We start from the raw sequence: 16,060 nt of genomic DNA, 5'->3' as shown, positions 1-16,060 counted from the left end.
GGGCGCATGGCCGGGTTAGCTTGGCGCCCCGGCGATGGGCGGCGGATCGGGAAACCGGCTTCATGCGGGGTAGGCGTGCGGCTGGACCCCGGCAAAGGGATCGAGACATGGCGGATGGCGAGGACGTAGCGGCGGGAGGGCGGGGTATCGCGGCCGCGATGCCGGCGCCGGCGAGCCTGCGCGTGGCTGCGTCCAAGCGCCCGGCGCGGACCTCCTCCTCAGCCTTGGGGGTGCGTGGGCGGCTATTGCTGGCAGCCGTCGCCCTGCTGCTGCCGCCACTGCTGGGCGGCGCCCTGCTGCTGGGCGGGGCCTACACGCGGGAACGCCGGGTGGCGGAACGCCACCTCGATGAGACGGCTCACATGCTGGCCCTGGCGGTGGACCAGCAGTTGGGGCAAAGCCAGGCCTATTTACGCGCACTCATCGCATCTCCCGCCCTGGCCCAGGGTGACGTTGCGGCGCTGGAAGCCCAGGCCAGGGCCATAGACCTGCCCAAGGGCTACTGGTTCCGCCTGGCGGCGGCCAGCGACGGCCGGGTGCTGATGAACACCGCGCTGCCGCCGGGGACGCCGCTCTCCGGCGGCCAGCTGGGCCCGAACCTGCGTGCCGCGCTGGAGACGAGGCGCAGCCGTGTCGGCAATCTGTTCAACAGTACCGTCACCAACCAGCAGGCCATCGCCCTGCACGAGCCGGTGTTCCGGAATGGCGCCCCGGCCTACATCCTGTCGCTGGTCATGCCGTCGACGGAATTCACCCAGTTGTTGACGGACCAGCAGCTGCGGGCCGGCTGGATCGGCGCCGTCGTCGACCGCTCCGGCGTCATCATCGCCCGCACCCGCGATCCTGAGCGCTACGTCGGGCAAAAGGCCCGGCCGGAATTCGCCGAGGCGTATGCCAAGCAGACATCGGGCCGCATGCCCGGCGTGTCGCTGGAGGGCATGCCGACCATAGTCTCTTTCCGCCGCACGCCCAGCCAGGATTTGGTCGTGGCGATCGCGGCGCCGCGGGACGAATTGGGGCGGGAGGCTTGGCGGGGCCTGTTGTTGGCGCTGGCGGGGGCGGTGGGCTTGTTCGCGCTGGCCATGGGCTTGGCCCTGCGCCTGGCCCGGGGCATCACCTATCCGGTGGAACAACTGGCTGCCCGGGCGGCCGCGCTGGGCCGCGGGGCGCCCGTGCCGACGGAGACACTGGGTCTGGCCGAGGCGGACGCCGTCGCCCAGGTACTGGCCGACGCCAGCCAGCGCCTGGCCCGTTCCAGCGCCGAGCAGGAGGAGAAGGTGCGGGCGGCGGTGGCGGAGGCGGAGAGCGCCAATACCGCCCTGTTCCAAGCCCACCGTATGGAGGCGGTGGGCCGCCTGACTGGCGGTATCGCCCATGATTTCAACAATCTGCTGCAGGCGGTGTCCGGCTGTCTGGACATGCTGTTGCGCCGGGCCCCGGATGACCGCAGCCGCGACCTGATTCGCGCCGGCATGCAGGCCGTCGACCGGGGGGCCGGCTTGACCCGCCAGCTGATGGCCTTCGCCCGCCGTCAGGCCCTGCGTCCCGAACCGTTGGACGTGGCTGACCTGATGCGCACCATGCGCCAGTTGCTGATGCACGCGCTGCGCGCCGACATCGTGTTGGAAATGGTGCTGCCCCAGGGGCTTTGGCCAGCCATGGCCGACAGCGCCCAGTTGGAGCTGGCGCTGCTGAACGTGGCGGTGAACGCCCGCGACGCCATGCCCAACGGCGGCGTGCTGCGCTTTGTGGCCGAAAATGTGCATTTGGCGCCGGACCAGACGGAAGATGCGCTGAAAGGCCAGTTCGTGCGCCTGGCCGTCACCGACACCGGCTCCGGCATCGACCCCGCTGTGCTGCCCCATGTGTTCGAGCCCTTCTTTACCACCAAGGAGGTGGGCAAGGGCTCCGGCCTGGGGCTGTCGCAGGTCTATGGCTTCGCCCGCCAGTCGGGCGGCACCGTCCATCTGGACAGTGTGCCGGGTGTGGGCACCACCGTCACCCTGTTCCTGCCCCGCGCCGCCACCGCCCCCCGCCGGCCCGTGGCGCCCGCCGAGGCCCGTCCGGCCGACCGGGTGGAGACACGCACCGTGCTGGTGGTGGAGGATGACGCCACCGTGTCCGCCACCGTGTCGGCCAGCCTGAAGGAACGCGGCTTCACCGTGATGCAGGCCTCGCGCGCCGACCAGGCCCTGGCCCTGCTGCAGGACGGCGACACCATCGACATCCTGTTCTCGGACATCGTCATGCCCGGCGGCATGAATGGCGTGGAACTGGCCAAAGTGGCCCGGCTGCTGCGTCCCGATCTCGCCGTGCTGCTGACAACGGGCTATGCGGAAAACCTGCCGCCGCTGGAAGGCATGCGCTTGCTGCCCAAACCTTATCGCATGGACCAGTTGCTGGACGCCCTCGACGCCTTGGACTGAAATTCTGCCGCCCTATGCGGATTCCCCATCCGGCTTTCAGCTTCCATTAACCCGCCGCCGCCTATACTCGGTCCCGGCGGAGCGACCCCGCCCATTTGGCCCGCCCATTTGGGATTGGCCCGGCGGGCTGTCCCGCATGCCTGTTACTTGGTCGCGAGCGGATGGTTCCATGTTCGGCGCCCAGCTGACCCAGATTATTGATGAGCACGAGCGCTGGCTGGCGGCCAAGCCGGGCGGGCGGCGCGCCAATCTGGCGATGCTCATCCTCCGAGGCGTCGACCTGTCGAACCGCAACCTGTCCCGCGCCCAGTTGGCCGGGGCCGACCTGTCCGGCGCCATCCTGACGAATTGCCGGTTGGAGGGGGCCGACCTTTATGGCGCCGACCTCACGGATGCCGACCTGACCCAGGCCTGCCTGGCGGCGGCGGACCTGCGCGGCTGCGCCTTGAGGGGCGCCCTGCTGGATCGCACGGATTTGCGCGGCGCCGATTTGCGCTCCAGCGACATGTTGATCGCGGTACCGGATTCCGAGGGAGAAGGCGAGGGGGCGGCGGAGGCGCCGCGGTCCGGCCATGGCATCGTCTTCCGCAAGGCCCACCTGGGCCGCGCCCTTCTGGTGGGGGCGCGCCTGTCCGGCGTGGTCATGCTGGAATGCGACATCACCGGCGCGGTGTTGCGCGGCGCCGACCTGCGGGGCGCCGACCTCACCGGTTCTGTCCTGCGGGAGGTGGATTTGACTGGCGCTGACCTGAGCCAGGCCAACCTCACGGCCGCCCGCCTCAGCGGAGCCCTGCTGGTGGGCGCGCGGCTGCAGGGCGCGCGCTTCGCCGGTGCCGATCTCGTCGGGGTGGAGTTGGACCACTGCGATCTTAGCGAAGCCCTGCTGGATGAAGCGCGCTTCTCCCGCCCCCTCGATTCGCTGGCCCTGGACATGCGCCATCGGGTGCACGACCACGAACGCTGGATAGACAGCGGCGGTGCCCGCGGCGCCCGTGCCGAGTTGGAGGGCGCCAATCTCGACGGCGCCGATCTACGCGGCGCACGGCTGTCCGGCGCCACCCTGCGCGGCGCCCATCTGCGGGGCGCCCTGCTGGGCGGCGCCGACCTGACCCTGGCCGATCTTTCCGGTGCCGACTTGACCGAGGCCAGCCTGCGTGGCGCCGTGCTGCGCGGCGCCACGCTGGGTCACGCCCGGCTGGCTGGCGCCGACATGGCCGATGCCCGCCTGGACCCCGCGGATATCCTGCAATCGGACGGCCATCCCAGCGGCCGGTCATGGCCCGCTGACCTGACCGGCGCCAACATGGCCCGGGCCAGCCTGTGGCGCGCCCAGCTGCAATACGCCAACGTTACCGGTGCCGACCTGCGCGGCGCCGATTTGGCGCAGGCGGACATCACCGGCGTGCGCTTTGCCGACGCTCGCCTCGACGGGGTGGTGGGCCTGGACCGGCCCGAGCTGTCGCCGTCGGCCCGGGTGGGCTGAAACCGGCCTCGGCACGCTTCCCGAACCCTTGCCCACCTCCATCCCGGGTCATAGTGAACCGGCGCCCAGCCAGTACTCTTGGCCAGTATTACTCACCCAAACCGCATAGACCGAATTAATGGGCGCTAAACGAAGCGTCTTTGATTACGGTCCCTTCTATCAAGTCGTCCATGGGAAGCGGGTGGGAGCGTTAGATGAACGATCGACTAAGGCCGGAATTGCGGGAACTGGCGGTCAAGATCGCAACGTCATATGCCCGGTCCAATCCCGTCAGCGTCGAGGCGTTGCCGTCGGTTATTGTGATGGCGTACCAGGGGCTTGAAGCCTGCATCGCGCCGCCGCCCCCGCCGCCGCCCGAGCCGGTGAAGCGCGGCCGCCGCAGTGCCAAGGCGGCCCCCAAGGCTACCGGCCGCGGGCGCAAGGCTGCCAGCCGCTAAGGCGGCGCTTTACTCTCGACTCCTTTGGTCCACTGTTGCGGTCCGGTGACGTTACACTCCCGGATCGACCGCCGGATTGTGCGCGGCTGGATTGGCGGGGCCCTGTCATGTACAGTGCGCCGAGCACGGGGGTAGGGCGCGCTTGGCGCCCCGTCCCGATGGGGTTCAATCATCCAGCGGCATAAAGGTGCCGACACGTCGATCCATGGCTGTGACCAGCGGTTCCAAACGACAGCAGGCCGTCACTGCCCACCGCCCTGAAGACGGGCGGCGATGACGTCTGACCTCGATTCCCTGTTCCTGGCGGAGGATGCACCGGCGACGCGCGCGCCGGAGCTGCCGCCCTGGCCCATCCTGGTCGTCGATGACGACGAGGAAGTGCACATCATGACCCGGCTGGTGCTCAGCCGGCTGACGTACAAGGGCCGGCCATTGGAATTGCTGACCGCGCGATCGGCGGCGGAGGCGGCGGGCATCCTGACCAAGCGCGGCGACATCGCCGTGGCCTTGCTGGACATCGTCATGGAAACGGATGACGCTGGCCTGGTGCTGGCGCGGCGCATCCGCGAGGAATTCGACAACAACGACGTGCGCATCGTGCTGCGCACCGGCCAGCCCGGCCAGGCGCCGGTGCGCGACGTCATCGTCAATTACGACATTAACGACTACAAGGCGAAGACCGAGCTCACCTCGGAAAAGCTGTTCATCACCATCATCACGGCGCTGCGGTCCTACGACAACATCCGCACCGCGCGGGAGGCGCAGAGCGCCAGCCGGCTGAAGTCCAGCTTCCTGGCCACCATGAGCCATGAGATCCGCACGCCCATGAACGCCGTGCTGGGCATGCTGGAACTGATGTCCCACACGGGCCTGGATGATGACCAGATGGAGATGCTGTTCACCGCGCGCGACGCGGCGGGCACGCTGCTGCGTATCATCGACGACATCCTCGATTTCTCGAAGATCGAGGCGGGGCGCATGGACATCGAGTGCCATCCGGTGGCCCTGGGTCCGCTGGTGGAGGGCGTGGCCGACATGCTGGCGGCCCAGGCGCGCAAGCGTGCGCTGGACCTGCACGTGCACATCGACCCCGCCATCCCCGAGTTGCTGATGGGTGACCCGCTGCGCCTGCGCCAGGTGCTGTACAACCTGACGGGCAACGCCATCAAATTCACCGAGAAGGGCGGCGTCACCCTATCGGTGCGTTGCCTGCCCGGTGCGGCGCCGGGCAGGGCTCTGGTACGGGTGGCGGTGCAGGACACCGGCATCGGCATCGACGATGACGTGCAGAAGCAGCTGTTCCAACCCTTCACCCAGGCCGAAAGCTCCACAAGCCGCCGCTTCGGCGGCACGGGCCTGGGCCTGTCCATCAGCCGCCGCCTGATCGATTTGATGCAGGGCCGCATCGGCCTTGATAGCGTGCTGGGCCAGGGGTCCACCTTCTGGTTCGAGATAGACCTGGCCGTCGCCCAGGAACAGCCGGTGGCAGCGCCCCAGCCGGCCCTGCCGTCGCTGGCCGGCATCACCGTGCTGGTGGCGGCCGAGACCCAGGCCCTGCGCGACACCGTCGCCTGTTATATCGAGGCAGCCGGCGGCCGCGTGGCGGGTGACGGCCAGCCCTGGAACGTGGCCGTGGTCGTTCCCCGACCGGGCGACGTCTGGCCCGACCTGCCGGCGGGCAAACCGGCGGTACTGGTGGCCGCGGCGGATTCGGTGCGGCCGGCGGGCCTGCCGTCGGGCACGGTGCAGATCGGCCGTCCGGTGCGCCGCGTGCCCCTGATCCGGGCCGTGGCCTCGGCGGTGGGGCAGGAGACGGCCGCCCGCGCCGCGGCGTCGCCCTTGCGCCAGGGGCGCGGCGAGCCGCCGACGGTCGAGATGGCCATGGCGCAAGGCCGCCTGGTGCTGGTGGCGGAAGACCAGCCCGTCAACCAGATGGTCATCCGCCGGCAGCTCAGCCTGCTGGGCATCGCCGCCGAGGTCACCGAGGATGGACGCCAGGCCTTGGCCGCTTGGCGCACGGGCCGCTTCGGCCTGGTGCTGACCGACTGCAACATGCCGGAGATGGATGGGTTCGAGCTGACCGCCGCCATCCGGGAGGCGGAGACGGGCACGGGTCTGCGCACCCCCATCATTGCCCTGACGGCCAACGCCATGGCGGGTGAGTCCCAGCGCTGCCTGGCGGCGGGCATGGACGGCTTTCTGGCCAAGCCCCTGGAGCTGGACCGGCTGGACCGCTGCCTGGCGCAATGGCTGCCGCCCCTGTCGGACGGCGGTGCGAAGGCCGCGCCGCCGCCGCTGGTTGACACGACGCCCGGTGGCGCGACGCGGGCGGATACGACAGCGGTGCTGAACCTGGCCCGCACGCTGGAATTGTTCAGCGTGCTGGATGACGAGGCGCGGGCTTTCCTGCGCGACTTCCTGGGGGCGGCGCGCCCGCTGGCGGACGGCCTGGGCCATGCCTTCACCTTGAATGACGCGGGTGCCGCCCGGCGCGAGGCGCATGCCCTGGCCGGGGTGGCCAAAAGCGCCGGGGCCGACGTCCTGGCCCGCGTGGCCGACCGAGTGGAAGATGCCCTGGTCCAAGGGAAGGTTGATGAGGCGCGGCAGGCGGCAAGGGCTGTTCCGGGCGCGCTGGAACAGGTCGCGGCGGCCATCGCCTCTTTATAAGAAGACGACCACCATCATTTCTGCCTATACTAATCCTGTATTCCGGGGCCTCATGTTCCGGAAGCTGGAATGGGGTGTGTATTCATTCCTCGTTAAAATAAAATTGTTTGGATTTGAAGGCGGCGGCCGTTTGGGGATGGCAGATGGGTGCGATTTCATTCAATTTCCGCAGCTCCCTGGTGATTGAGGATCAAAGTTTCATCCGGGGTGTCGTCGTCCGTATCCTGCGGCAGCTGGACTTCGGCACGGTGATGGAGGCGGAGGACGGGTCGTCCGGCCTGAACGTGGCCATGGAACGCCGGCCGGACGTCATCATCGCCGACATCGACATGGCGCCGGTCGATGGGTTGACCTTCCTGCAGCACCTTCGGGCGCGGGAAACGCAAGGACATCACATTCCTGTGGTTTTCCTCACCAATCGCGCGGACAAGGTAACGGTTTTGAAGGCCAGGGATTTGGGTGCGGACGCGTTCATCGCCAAGCCCGTCACCCTGGTGAACCTGCGGGAGAAGCTGCAGGTTGTGATGGCGCCGCGGCGATAGGCGAGGATGGCGGCGGGGAATAGGGATGGCGATGGCGCGGGGCGAGGGAAACGGGATGGGGCGGACGCCGGCGGTTTCACCGGCGAAGGGCGTGCCGTGACCAAGCCCAGCGCCATCCGTTCCGGTGTGCCGGCCCCCCGGCTGTTGGGCATCCGCCTGCCGCGCTGGGTATGCGCCTGGCGCGTGCGCCGCGCCCGCCGGCGGGAGGCGATGCGCCGCCATCAAATGACCGTGGCCTTCTGGCGGTCCCTGGCGGTGCGCCAGGCGGCCCTGGCCCTGCTGTCCGCCCTGGTCATCGGCGCCATCCTGTCGCTGATCCAGGGCATCGGCCAGGCGGAGCGGGAGCGGGCCAAGTTCGCCAACGCCGGCCGCATGGTGCTGGACCTGGTGGAGAACACGGCCAGCGCCGCCGTGTGGAACCTGGACCCCGACCTGGCATCCGGCCTGGTGCGGTCCGTCCTGGCCATTGACGGCGTGCGCGCCGTGCGCCTTGTCGAAATGCCGGATCGGGTGCTGGCCGACGGCATGCGTGACCTGCCGCCGGCGGAGGAGGGCGGGGCCTTCTGGCGCGGCTGGCTGTCCGGCGCCCGCTTCACCCCTGTCTTCCAAGACCTGGCGCGGACCCAGCGCCTGCTGTACCGCCCCGCCGGCGGCCCCCGCAACAGTCCCATCATCGGCCGGCTGGAACTGGAGATGGACACCAGCCGGGCGGCGGCTGACTATGCCGCCTTCATCCGCACCACGGTGTTGGGCGGCCTTATGCGTGACCTCGCGCTGGGCGTGGTGCTGGCCCTGCTGCTGCACACCTTCCTGACCCGGCCGCTGCGCGCGGTGGGCCTGGCCGTGGCCCGCATCGATCCGTCGCGCCCAGGGGCCGCCCGCCTGCCCGACTTCCCCCGCCAGGCGGATAACGAGCTGGGCTATCTGGTCCGCCGCTTCAACGAGGTGCTGCGCCTTCTGGACCGCAGCCGCTCGGACATGGAACAGCTGGCGACCCATGACGTTCTGACCGGCCTGCCCAACCGCCTGCTGCTGCAACGCCGTCTGGAAGAGGCGCTGAAACGGCGGGAGCGGCGGCTGTACAGTCCGGAACTGGCCTGCCAGGACGAGCCGCACGGCCGGACGGGCCGCGGCGCTGGGCGGGGCATCGCCCTGTTCTTCCTGGACCTGGACCGGTTCAAGCATGTGAACGACAGCCTGGGCCACGACGTGGGCGACCGGCTGCTGAAGGCCGTGGCGGGGCGCCTGCGCGACTGCATCGGCGAGGACGACATGCTGGGCCGCCTGGGCGGCGACGAGTTCCTGGTGGTGACGGAAAACGCGTTGGAGGCGGTGGACGCCGCCGTGCTGGCGGAGCGCCTGCTGAAGGCCCTGGAATCACCGCTGATGGTGGAGGGCGGGCACCTGCTGCACGCCGGCGCCTCCATCGGCGTGGCCCTGGCCAGCGAGGGGGCAGAGGATGCCAATACCCTGATGCGCCAGGCCGACACCGCGCTCTACGCCGCCAAGGCCGCCGGCCGTGGCCAATACCGTTTCTTCTCCCGCGAGATGAGCGAGCGGGCGGAGAACCGGCTCAGCACCGAGGCCAACCTGCGCCAGGCGCTCAGCATCGGCTCGTTCGAGCTGTACTTCCAACCCAAGGTGCGGGCGGCCGATCAGGCGCTGGTGGGGGCGGAGGCGCTGGTGCGCTGGAAGCACGACGGCCAGCTGGTGCAGCCCGGCGCCTTCATGACCGTGGCCGAGGATTCGGGCCTGATCATGGAGCTGGGCAGCTGGGTGCTGGAACAGGCGGTGCGCGAGGCCACGCATTGGACCAAGCTGCTGCCCGACTTCCACATCGCCGTGAACGTCTCCGCCCGGCAGATCATCGCCCCCAGCTTCGTCGAGCGGGTGCGCGACTGCCTGGCGCGCAGCGGCGTGCCCGCCGACCGCATCGAGATCGAGGTGACGGAAAGCGTCATGGTGGACAGCGCCCGCTCGCTGGAGGTGCTGTGGCGCCTGAAGCGGCTGGGCGTGCGCATCGCCGTGGACGATTTCGGCACCGGCTTCTCCTCGTTGTCCTATCTGCGCCAAATGCCCATCGACACCCTGAAGATCGACCGGGCCTTTGTGCAGGACCTACCGCGCGACAGCGCCATCGCCGCCATGATCCTGACCCTGGGCGCCCGCCTGGGCCTGGAAGTGGTGGCCGAGGGGGTGGAGCGGGAGGACCAGCTGGCCTGGTTGGTGGCCGAAGGCTGCCCCGTCGTCCAGGGCTTCTTCATCGCCGAGCCCATGCCCGCCCGCCAGCTGGAAGCCCGCTTCCTGCACCCGCTGCTGATGGCGCGGGAGGACGAGCGCGAGGGGCGCAGCGCCTGAGGGTGGGACGGACGGCTGGCGGGGCGTCCCAATCGCCGGGTGGAATTTCTAAGATCGATCCTGGTCCAGTGGCAGATTTGGCTACATCATAAAGGCGCGTGCGGATGATGGCGAAGTTCATCGATCAAATAAGGCAGAGCATTCGGCAATACGGATATCACGCTTATTTGGTGTCAGGTGGGGACATTCCAAGGTTCGCATATGCCGTCGGCATTTGCGACATAATAGGATATGAAATAATATTTGGGGGAGGGGCCTATTATTCTGCCAATGATATTTTTTCCATCATTGGCACATTGGCCCGTGGGTATTTGCGCGGCGATGAGGTGGGAGAAACATCATTTTCTGTGGATGGGGTTGGAGGGTTCAGCCTCCAGCCTGTTCATGAATCCTGGGTCCACCATCTCATGTTGGGCGCTCTTGATTATTATAATGATAAGACCGTATCTGCCGTCCAAGTTTGCCCTGATGAACACCATCGCACCATTGACGTGCCGGATATGTCGAGGGAGTTCAGTCCCTGCGACGAGCCGGTCTGGAGGTGGGTGATCGAGCCATGGACGTTTCCCGCCCCCAGCGGAACCGTTGCGCTTACCAATTTGGAGGCGCTGCGGGGGCGGCAGGTCACGGAAGCGGGCCGTTGGGAAGCCGATCACTGGGAAATCTTTGCGGGCCCCGGGCCGGATGTTAGCGAGGGCGATGCGAGGGCCGTTCCGCTGGGAACATTGATCGGATTTGATCCGTCCGTCGCGTCCCTGCTGCCCCTCAACGTCGGAGAGGCGCGCTGGCGTGAAGAAGGTGAAACGCGGTGGCGTGAGTGGAAAGCCAAGCCGGTCTGAGTAGTCGGTCAGGGGCGGTAGGCGGAGAAGATGGCTTGTTGGTGGTACGGTAAGGCTAGCCACGAGGGGCGCAGCGCATGAGCGGCTTCCCCGCACTTCGGCGTCAGAATGACATCTGGATGCCAAATCAATGAAAAGGGCACGTGAGGGGAGTTTACTGCGGATCGACCTTGGGAACGGCGCAAATACGTTTGTGCGTGTCCTATCCAGATCGCCTCGTACGCTTATCAGTCCAGAGTAGCTGAAGTGGATGTGGGGGATGTTTACGATGCACCGATCCTTTGGACGATTACAGTCATGCGATCAGCGTTTTCCAAGTGGCCGATTGTGGACCATCGAAAGTTGGAGCCGGAGCTGACACTTCCGGTAGAGTACTTCATGAGGGACAAGATATCTGGCAAGTATTCAATTTATCGAAGCTCTGATGGCTATATACGGCCCAGCACTTTTGACGAATGCAAGGCATTGGAAGCTGCGGCGGTTTGGAGCCAGGGACACGTCGAAGATCGTCTCCGAGACCATTTTGCGGGACGCCCCAATCGCTGGGTCGATTCTCTTAAGCCCCTGCCCTGAACGGTGGAAACGAAAAGGCTCAACGTTGCTGCTGGGATCGCGGCGCTTAAGCGGCCTCCCCGCCCGTCGGTCCCCAGAACAGGACCCAGGTGGCGAAGTCGTCGCTGAAGTCTTCGAAGCGATGCTCGGCGCCGGCTTCCACGAATAGCAGGTCGTGCGGCTGGAAGGGGCGGCGCTCGCCGTTCTTCACGAAGGTGCCGGTGCCGCTGATGATCACATAGATTTCGTCGCGGACGTGGGGGCCTTGCGGGTCGTGGCCCCGAGGGGCGTAGACGCCCACCTTCATGGTGCCGTGCTGCAGCAGGTATTGGAACCGTTCCCCCGCCGGAACATCGGGCAGGTCCGTCACCGCAGGCGATGCCGACAGGAGCCAGGGCAGGGTTTGCATTGCGGTCCGGTCTCCGGTCGCGTCGGGTGGAGCGATCAGCTATTGGTCGAAGGCACGGCAGCGTCCTGTTCCTGCTGGATCCGCCGCTCCTCGCGATCATTTTCCAGCTTCAGTTTCCGCGCGCGCTCACGGAGTTCCTGTTCTTTGGCCTCAAGCAGGTCCGACAGGTTCCAGAGTCCGAAAGCGCCACCGAACAGGAGAAGTAACAGAAGCCCATCGCTCACGGTCATTGGTGCCCCCAAACAAACACAAATACAACTTAAGCGACATGGCGGTGCCCCTGCCAGGGGAAATGTCTGTGCTGCGGCGCAGCATGCCAATGGGGGCACTGGGAGCGGGCAGCGAAAAGGCCCGGCGTCGCCGCCGGGCCTTCGCAACTCAACTCTTGCCGCTGATCCGGAAGGGATCAGGCGATGGCCTTGTCGGCGGCCAGGTAGCGGGCGTCGCCCTCTTCCACCAATGCTGGGTGGGTCAGCTTGCCACGGAACACGTTCAGGCCGTTGCGCAGGTGCACGTCATCGGTCAGCGCTCGGCTCCAGCCCTTGTCGGCCAGGGCCAGGACGAAGGGGGAGGTGGCGTTGTTCAGGGCGAAGGTGGAGGTGCGGGCCACGGCGCCCGGCATGTTGGCCACGCAGTAGTGGATGACGCCATCGACCACATAGGTGGGGTCGGCGTGGGTGGTGGCGTGCGAGGTCTCGAAGCAGCCGCCCTGGTCGATGGACACGTCCACCAGCACGCTGCCGGGGCGCATCTTGGTCACCATTTCCTTGGTGACGACGCGGGGGGCGTTGGCGCCCGGGACCAGCACGGCGCCGATGACCAGGTCGGCGTCCAGCACCGCCTGCTCGATGGTGTCGATGTTGGCGTACAGCGTGTTGACGCGGCGGCCATACTGCTGGTCGATCTGGCGCAGCCGGTCCAGCGACTTGTCCAGGACGGTCACTTCCGCTTCCAGGCCCACGGCCATGCGGGCCGCGTTCAGGCCGACCACGCCGCCGCCGATGACCACGACCTTGGCGGCCGGGGTGCCGGGCACGCCGCCCAGCAGGATGCCGTTGCCGCCGTAGCTCTTTTCCAGGCACTTGGCGCCGGCCTGGATGGACATGCGGCCGGCGACCTCGCTCATGGGGGCCAGCAGGGGCAGGCCGCCACGGACGTCGGTCACGGTCTCATAGGCGATGCAGATGGCGCCGGAGGCCAGCAGCAGTTCGGTCTGTTCCGGATCGGGCGCCAGATGCAGGTAGGTGAACAGGACCTGGCCGGGGCGCAGCATGCGGCACTCATGCGGCTGCGGCTCCTTCACCTTCACGATCATGTCGGCCTTGGCGAAGATCTCCTCAGGCGTCTCCACCAGGGTGGCGCCGGCGGCGGCGTACTGCTCATCCGTCAGGCCGATGGCGGTGCCGGCGTTCTTCTGCACGACGACGGAGTGGCCGTGGGCCACCAGCTGGCGCACGTTGCCGGGGATCAGACCAACGCGATACTCGTGGTTTTTGATTTCCTTAGGAACGCCGACCAGCATGGTTATCTCCCGGATCATCTGGGTTGGCGCCGCCTGTCCGGTCGCGCAACCGTTGCCTCGATTTCGAAGCTCAAGATAAGGCCGGAGGCCGGTGCATGTCCTTGCGTTGAAGGTTAGGACCGGCGCACAATACGCAAGGAGACATCGTTGAAGGCGTCCAATGCGGCAGAGTCTGCGAACAACGGTACTGGATAGGATTGATCGTGCCATCCTGGCCCGCCTGCAGGAGCATGGCCGCATCCCCAATTCGGAACTGGCCGCCCATGTCCATCTGTCGGAAAGCGCCTGCCTGCGCCGCGTCAAGGCAATGGAGGAGGCGGGGATCATCAGCGGCTACACTGCCATCCTGGACCCGGCCTCCTGCGGGCGGCCGGAGAGCGTGTTCGTGCAGGTGACGCTGGAAAAACAGACGGAGCCCTACCTGCGCGCGTTCGAGGAGGCGCTGGCTACCTGCCCGCAGGTGATGGAGTGCTATCTGATGTCGGGCGACAGCGACTATCTGCTGCGCGTGGTGGTGGCGGGGGCCGCCGATTACGAGGCCTTGCACAACCGCATCCTGACCCGCCTGCCGGGGGTGGCCCGTGTCCATTCCAGCTTCACCCTGCGTACGGTCATGAAGCGCACGGCCCTGCCGCTGGCCGATGTCGTCACCGTGGGCGGCGATTGACGGACGCGATGCCAGGCCGTAAACCGCAAAGCCAGCCGTTGCGGTGACGCGGGGGCACCTCGCGCCCACCCGTACCGCCGAAAAACCTTTATCCGAGGAAAGCGTCCCGCATGACCGAGCCTGCCTCTCCCGCCGTCCCAGGCCGTCTTAAAGGCCGTGTCGCCGTCGTCACCGGCGCCTCGCGCGGGTTGGGCGCCGCCGTCGCCAAGGGGCTGGCGGCGGAGGGCGCGCACGTCGTGCTGATCGCCCGCACCGTGGGCGGGCTGGAGGAGGTGGATGACACCATCCGCGCCGCCGGCGGTACCGCCACCCTCATTCCCCAGGACATGGCGGCCGACCCGGCGCAGCTGGACGTGCTGGGCCCGGCCCTGCTGGACCGGTTCAAGCGGGTGGACATCCTGGTGGCCAACGCCGGCATGCTGGGCGCCATCGGGCCCATGGCCCATGCCGACGTGAAGCAGTGGGACAAGGTGCTGGCCCTGACGCTGACCGCCAACATGCGCCTCATCCGCACGCTGGATCCGCTGCTGCGTGGTTCTGACGCAGGCCGCGCCGTCTTCATCACCGACCGCTATGGCCATGAGCCGGTGGCCTATTGGAACGCCTACGCCGTGGCCAAGGCGGGGTTGGAGATGATGGCGCTGACCTACGCGCAGGAGGTGCTGCAAAGCCCCCTGAAGGTGAACCTGGTCGACCCTGGCCCCATGCCCACCAAGCTGCGCGCCCAGGCCTTCCCCGGGGAAAAGCCGGACACCCAGCCGCCCGTGACCCGGGTCGTGCCCACCATCCTGGACCTGGTGGCGCCCGACAACACCCGCCACGGTGAATGCATCGCGCTGTCCTGAGGCGACGGGATTTGCTGCCGGCGATTCAAGGTAGGCCCGCGCATGGCAGGATATACTTACGCTCCGTACCGTAGTGATATTGGTCACAGCCGCGGCGGTTCGGCGGGCATAGTCTTCTTCTTGTACCGGGGATGGCCCCAACCTCTCCGGTGCCCGAGACGGTGACCTCGGTCCCGTTTCTGCTTCCCCGTCCGGGTGGGTTGCTCCCCGCGCCCAACCCGGCCTCTTAAAAGGCCCGCCGCTCCCCCGCAGGCGGGCCTTTTTTCTTTTTCTATAGTTCCCTCAGGCGCCGGGCGGCCACATCCGTGGCCTTGGCTTCCTCGCTCCGCCCCCTTTACGTTAACTGGGCGGTGCTCGCTCCGGCGGACGCGGTCGCGTCCTATTCAAGAAATTTACGAATTCATTCAAGCGTGCGCCACGTAGGGCACACCGTGTTTCTTGAACCACTCCAGCATCTGCTTCCACGCCGCCTTGGCATCGACAGGGTTGTAGCTGGGGCGGTAGTCGGCGTTGAAGCCGTGGCCGGAGTCCTCGAACACCATCAGCTTGCAGTCGCTGGCGGCCTTATCGCCCTTGGCCAGGGCGGCCCGCATCTGATCCACACTGGTGACCGGGATGCCGTCGTCCTTGGCGCCGTACAGTCCCAGGACGGGGGCGTTCAACTGGTCCACCAGGTCTATGGGGTTCTTGGGGTGCGCCGGATCGGTGTTGCCCACCAGCCGGCCGTACCAGGCGGCGCCGGCCTTCAGGTCGGGATTGTGCGCGGAATAGAGCCAGACGATACGTCCGCCCCAGCAGAAGCCGGTGATGGCCATGCGCCGGGTGTCGGCTCTCCCATCGGTCTTCACGAAGGCGACGGTGGCATCCAGGTCGGCCATGACCTGCTCATCCGATACCTTGGACACGATGTCGCGCACCAGGGTGGGGATGTCCGGCACCTTGGTGGCGTCTCCCTGGCGGAAATACAGGTCGGGGGCGATGGCGTAATAGCCCCATTTGGCCAAGCGCCGGCAGAGGTCGCGGATGTGCTCATGCAGGCCGAAGATTTCCTGCACCACCAGCACCACGGGATGGTGTCCGCCCTGGCCCGCCCACTTGGGCACGGCGCGGTAGGCGCCCATGGTGGCACCGCCGGTCACGGGCACCTGCACCATGCCGGCCTCGAGGTTGTCGGCGTCGGTGATGATGGTTTCGGCTGATACCGGCTGCACCGCCAGCGCGAAGCCCGCGGCCAGGCCGGCCGTGGTGAAGCCGCGACGGTTGATCACGCTGTCTTCCATGGAAGTCGCCCCTGCGTCGTTGTTATGGCTGAA

The 16,060-nt window shown here is 67.4% G+C and carries 13 protein-coding genes; 9 read left to right on the top strand and 4 right to left on the bottom strand.

The window, feature by feature from the left end; all coding sequences use genetic code 11:
• The first annotated feature begins 107 nt into the window (after nt 1–107).
• The 7 genes from FBZ89_RS31845 (at nt 108) to FBZ89_RS03105 (ending at nt 10,752) form a co-directional block, all read left to right on the top strand.
• Nucleotides 108–2,426: a hybrid sensor histidine kinase/response regulator gene (locus tag FBZ89_RS31845; protein ID WP_145748587.1), complete on the top strand. Its 2,319-nt coding sequence runs from the start codon at nt 108–110 to the stop codon at nt 2,424–2,426.
• Between the two features lie 169 nt (nt 2,427–2,595).
• Complete coding sequence (locus FBZ89_RS03130) at nt 2,596–3,909, top strand: pentapeptide repeat-containing protein (protein WP_246172010.1); 1,314 nt, start codon at nt 2,596–2,598, stop codon at nt 3,907–3,909.
• Between the two features lie 194 nt (nt 3,910–4,103).
• Nucleotides 4,104–4,346 carry a hypothetical protein gene (locus FBZ89_RS03125; RefSeq protein WP_145748585.1) on the top strand — a complete coding sequence of 81 codons (243 nt, stop codon included), beginning with the start codon at nt 4,104–4,106 and terminating at the stop codon, nt 4,344–4,346.
• Nucleotides 4,347–4,619: 273 nt separating this feature from the next.
• On the top strand, nt 4,620–7,013 hold the full coding sequence (locus FBZ89_RS03120) for a response regulator (RefSeq protein WP_145748584.1): 2,394 nt from the start codon (nt 4,620–4,622) through the stop codon (nt 7,011–7,013).
• Nucleotides 7,014–7,156: 143 nt separating this feature from the next.
• Nucleotides 7,157–7,555: a response regulator gene (locus FBZ89_RS03115; protein ID WP_145748583.1), complete on the top strand. Its 399-nt coding sequence runs from the start codon at nt 7,157–7,159 to the stop codon at nt 7,553–7,555.
• A 96-nt stretch (nt 7,556–7,651) separates the two neighbouring features.
• Entirely contained in the window at nt 7,652–9,913 is a 2,262-nt protein-coding gene (locus FBZ89_RS03110; protein ID WP_186457168.1) for a putative bifunctional diguanylate cyclase/phosphodiesterase, read from the top strand.
• Between the two features lie 104 nt (nt 9,914–10,017).
• Complete coding sequence (locus FBZ89_RS03105; protein ID WP_145748581.1) at nt 10,018–10,752, top strand: DUF4262 domain-containing protein; 735 nt, start codon at nt 10,018–10,020, stop codon at nt 10,750–10,752.
• Between the two features lie 619 nt (nt 10,753–11,371).
• Here the strand turns inward: FBZ89_RS03105 and FBZ89_RS03095 are convergent.
• From FBZ89_RS03095 to ald, 3 genes are all read right to left on the bottom strand, one after another.
• Nucleotides 11,372–11,713, bottom strand: coding sequence for a cupin domain-containing protein (locus FBZ89_RS03095; protein WP_145748580.1), 342 nt, complete (start codon nt 11,711–11,713; stop codon nt 11,372–11,374).
• 35 nt (nt 11,714–11,748) lie between these two features.
• Nucleotides 11,749–11,943 (bottom strand): hypothetical protein, encoded by a 195-nt coding sequence (locus FBZ89_RS03090; protein ID WP_145748579.1) that lies wholly within the window; start codon nt 11,941–11,943, stop codon nt 11,749–11,751.
• A 176-nt stretch (nt 11,944–12,119) separates the two neighbouring features.
• A complete protein-coding gene (gene ald / locus FBZ89_RS03085) occupies nt 12,120–13,235 on the bottom strand; it encodes an alanine dehydrogenase (RefSeq protein WP_145748578.1) in 1,116 nt (371 codons plus the stop codon).
• Between the two features lie 160 nt (nt 13,236–13,395).
• Here ald and FBZ89_RS03080 point away from each other — a divergent pair, with 160 nt between their 5' ends.
• Complete coding sequence (locus tag FBZ89_RS03080) at nt 13,396–13,902, top strand: Lrp/AsnC family transcriptional regulator (RefSeq protein ID WP_145748577.1); 507 nt, start codon at nt 13,396–13,398, stop codon at nt 13,900–13,902.
• 110 nt (nt 13,903–14,012) lie between these two features.
• Nucleotides 14,013–14,747, top strand: coding sequence for an SDR family NAD(P)-dependent oxidoreductase (locus FBZ89_RS03075; RefSeq protein ID WP_145748576.1), 735 nt, complete (start codon nt 14,013–14,015; stop codon nt 14,745–14,747).
• Between the two features lie 404 nt (nt 14,748–15,151).
• Here the strand turns inward: FBZ89_RS03075 and FBZ89_RS03070 are convergent, their stop codons facing one another.
• Nucleotides 15,152–16,027 (bottom strand): dienelactone hydrolase family protein, encoded by an 876-nt coding sequence (locus tag FBZ89_RS03070; protein WP_145748575.1) that lies wholly within the window; start codon nt 16,025–16,027, stop codon nt 15,152–15,154.
• Between the last annotated feature and the right edge of the window lie 33 nt (nt 16,028–16,060).

Origin of the sequence: Nitrospirillum amazonense (assembly GCF_007828045.1) — a bacterium.
Lineage (GTDB): Bacteria > Pseudomonadota > Alphaproteobacteria > Azospirillales > Azospirillaceae > Nitrospirillum > Nitrospirillum amazonense_C.
The sequence above is the reverse complement of the archived record's forward strand: the minus strand, read 5'-3'. Positions and strand labels throughout refer to the sequence as shown.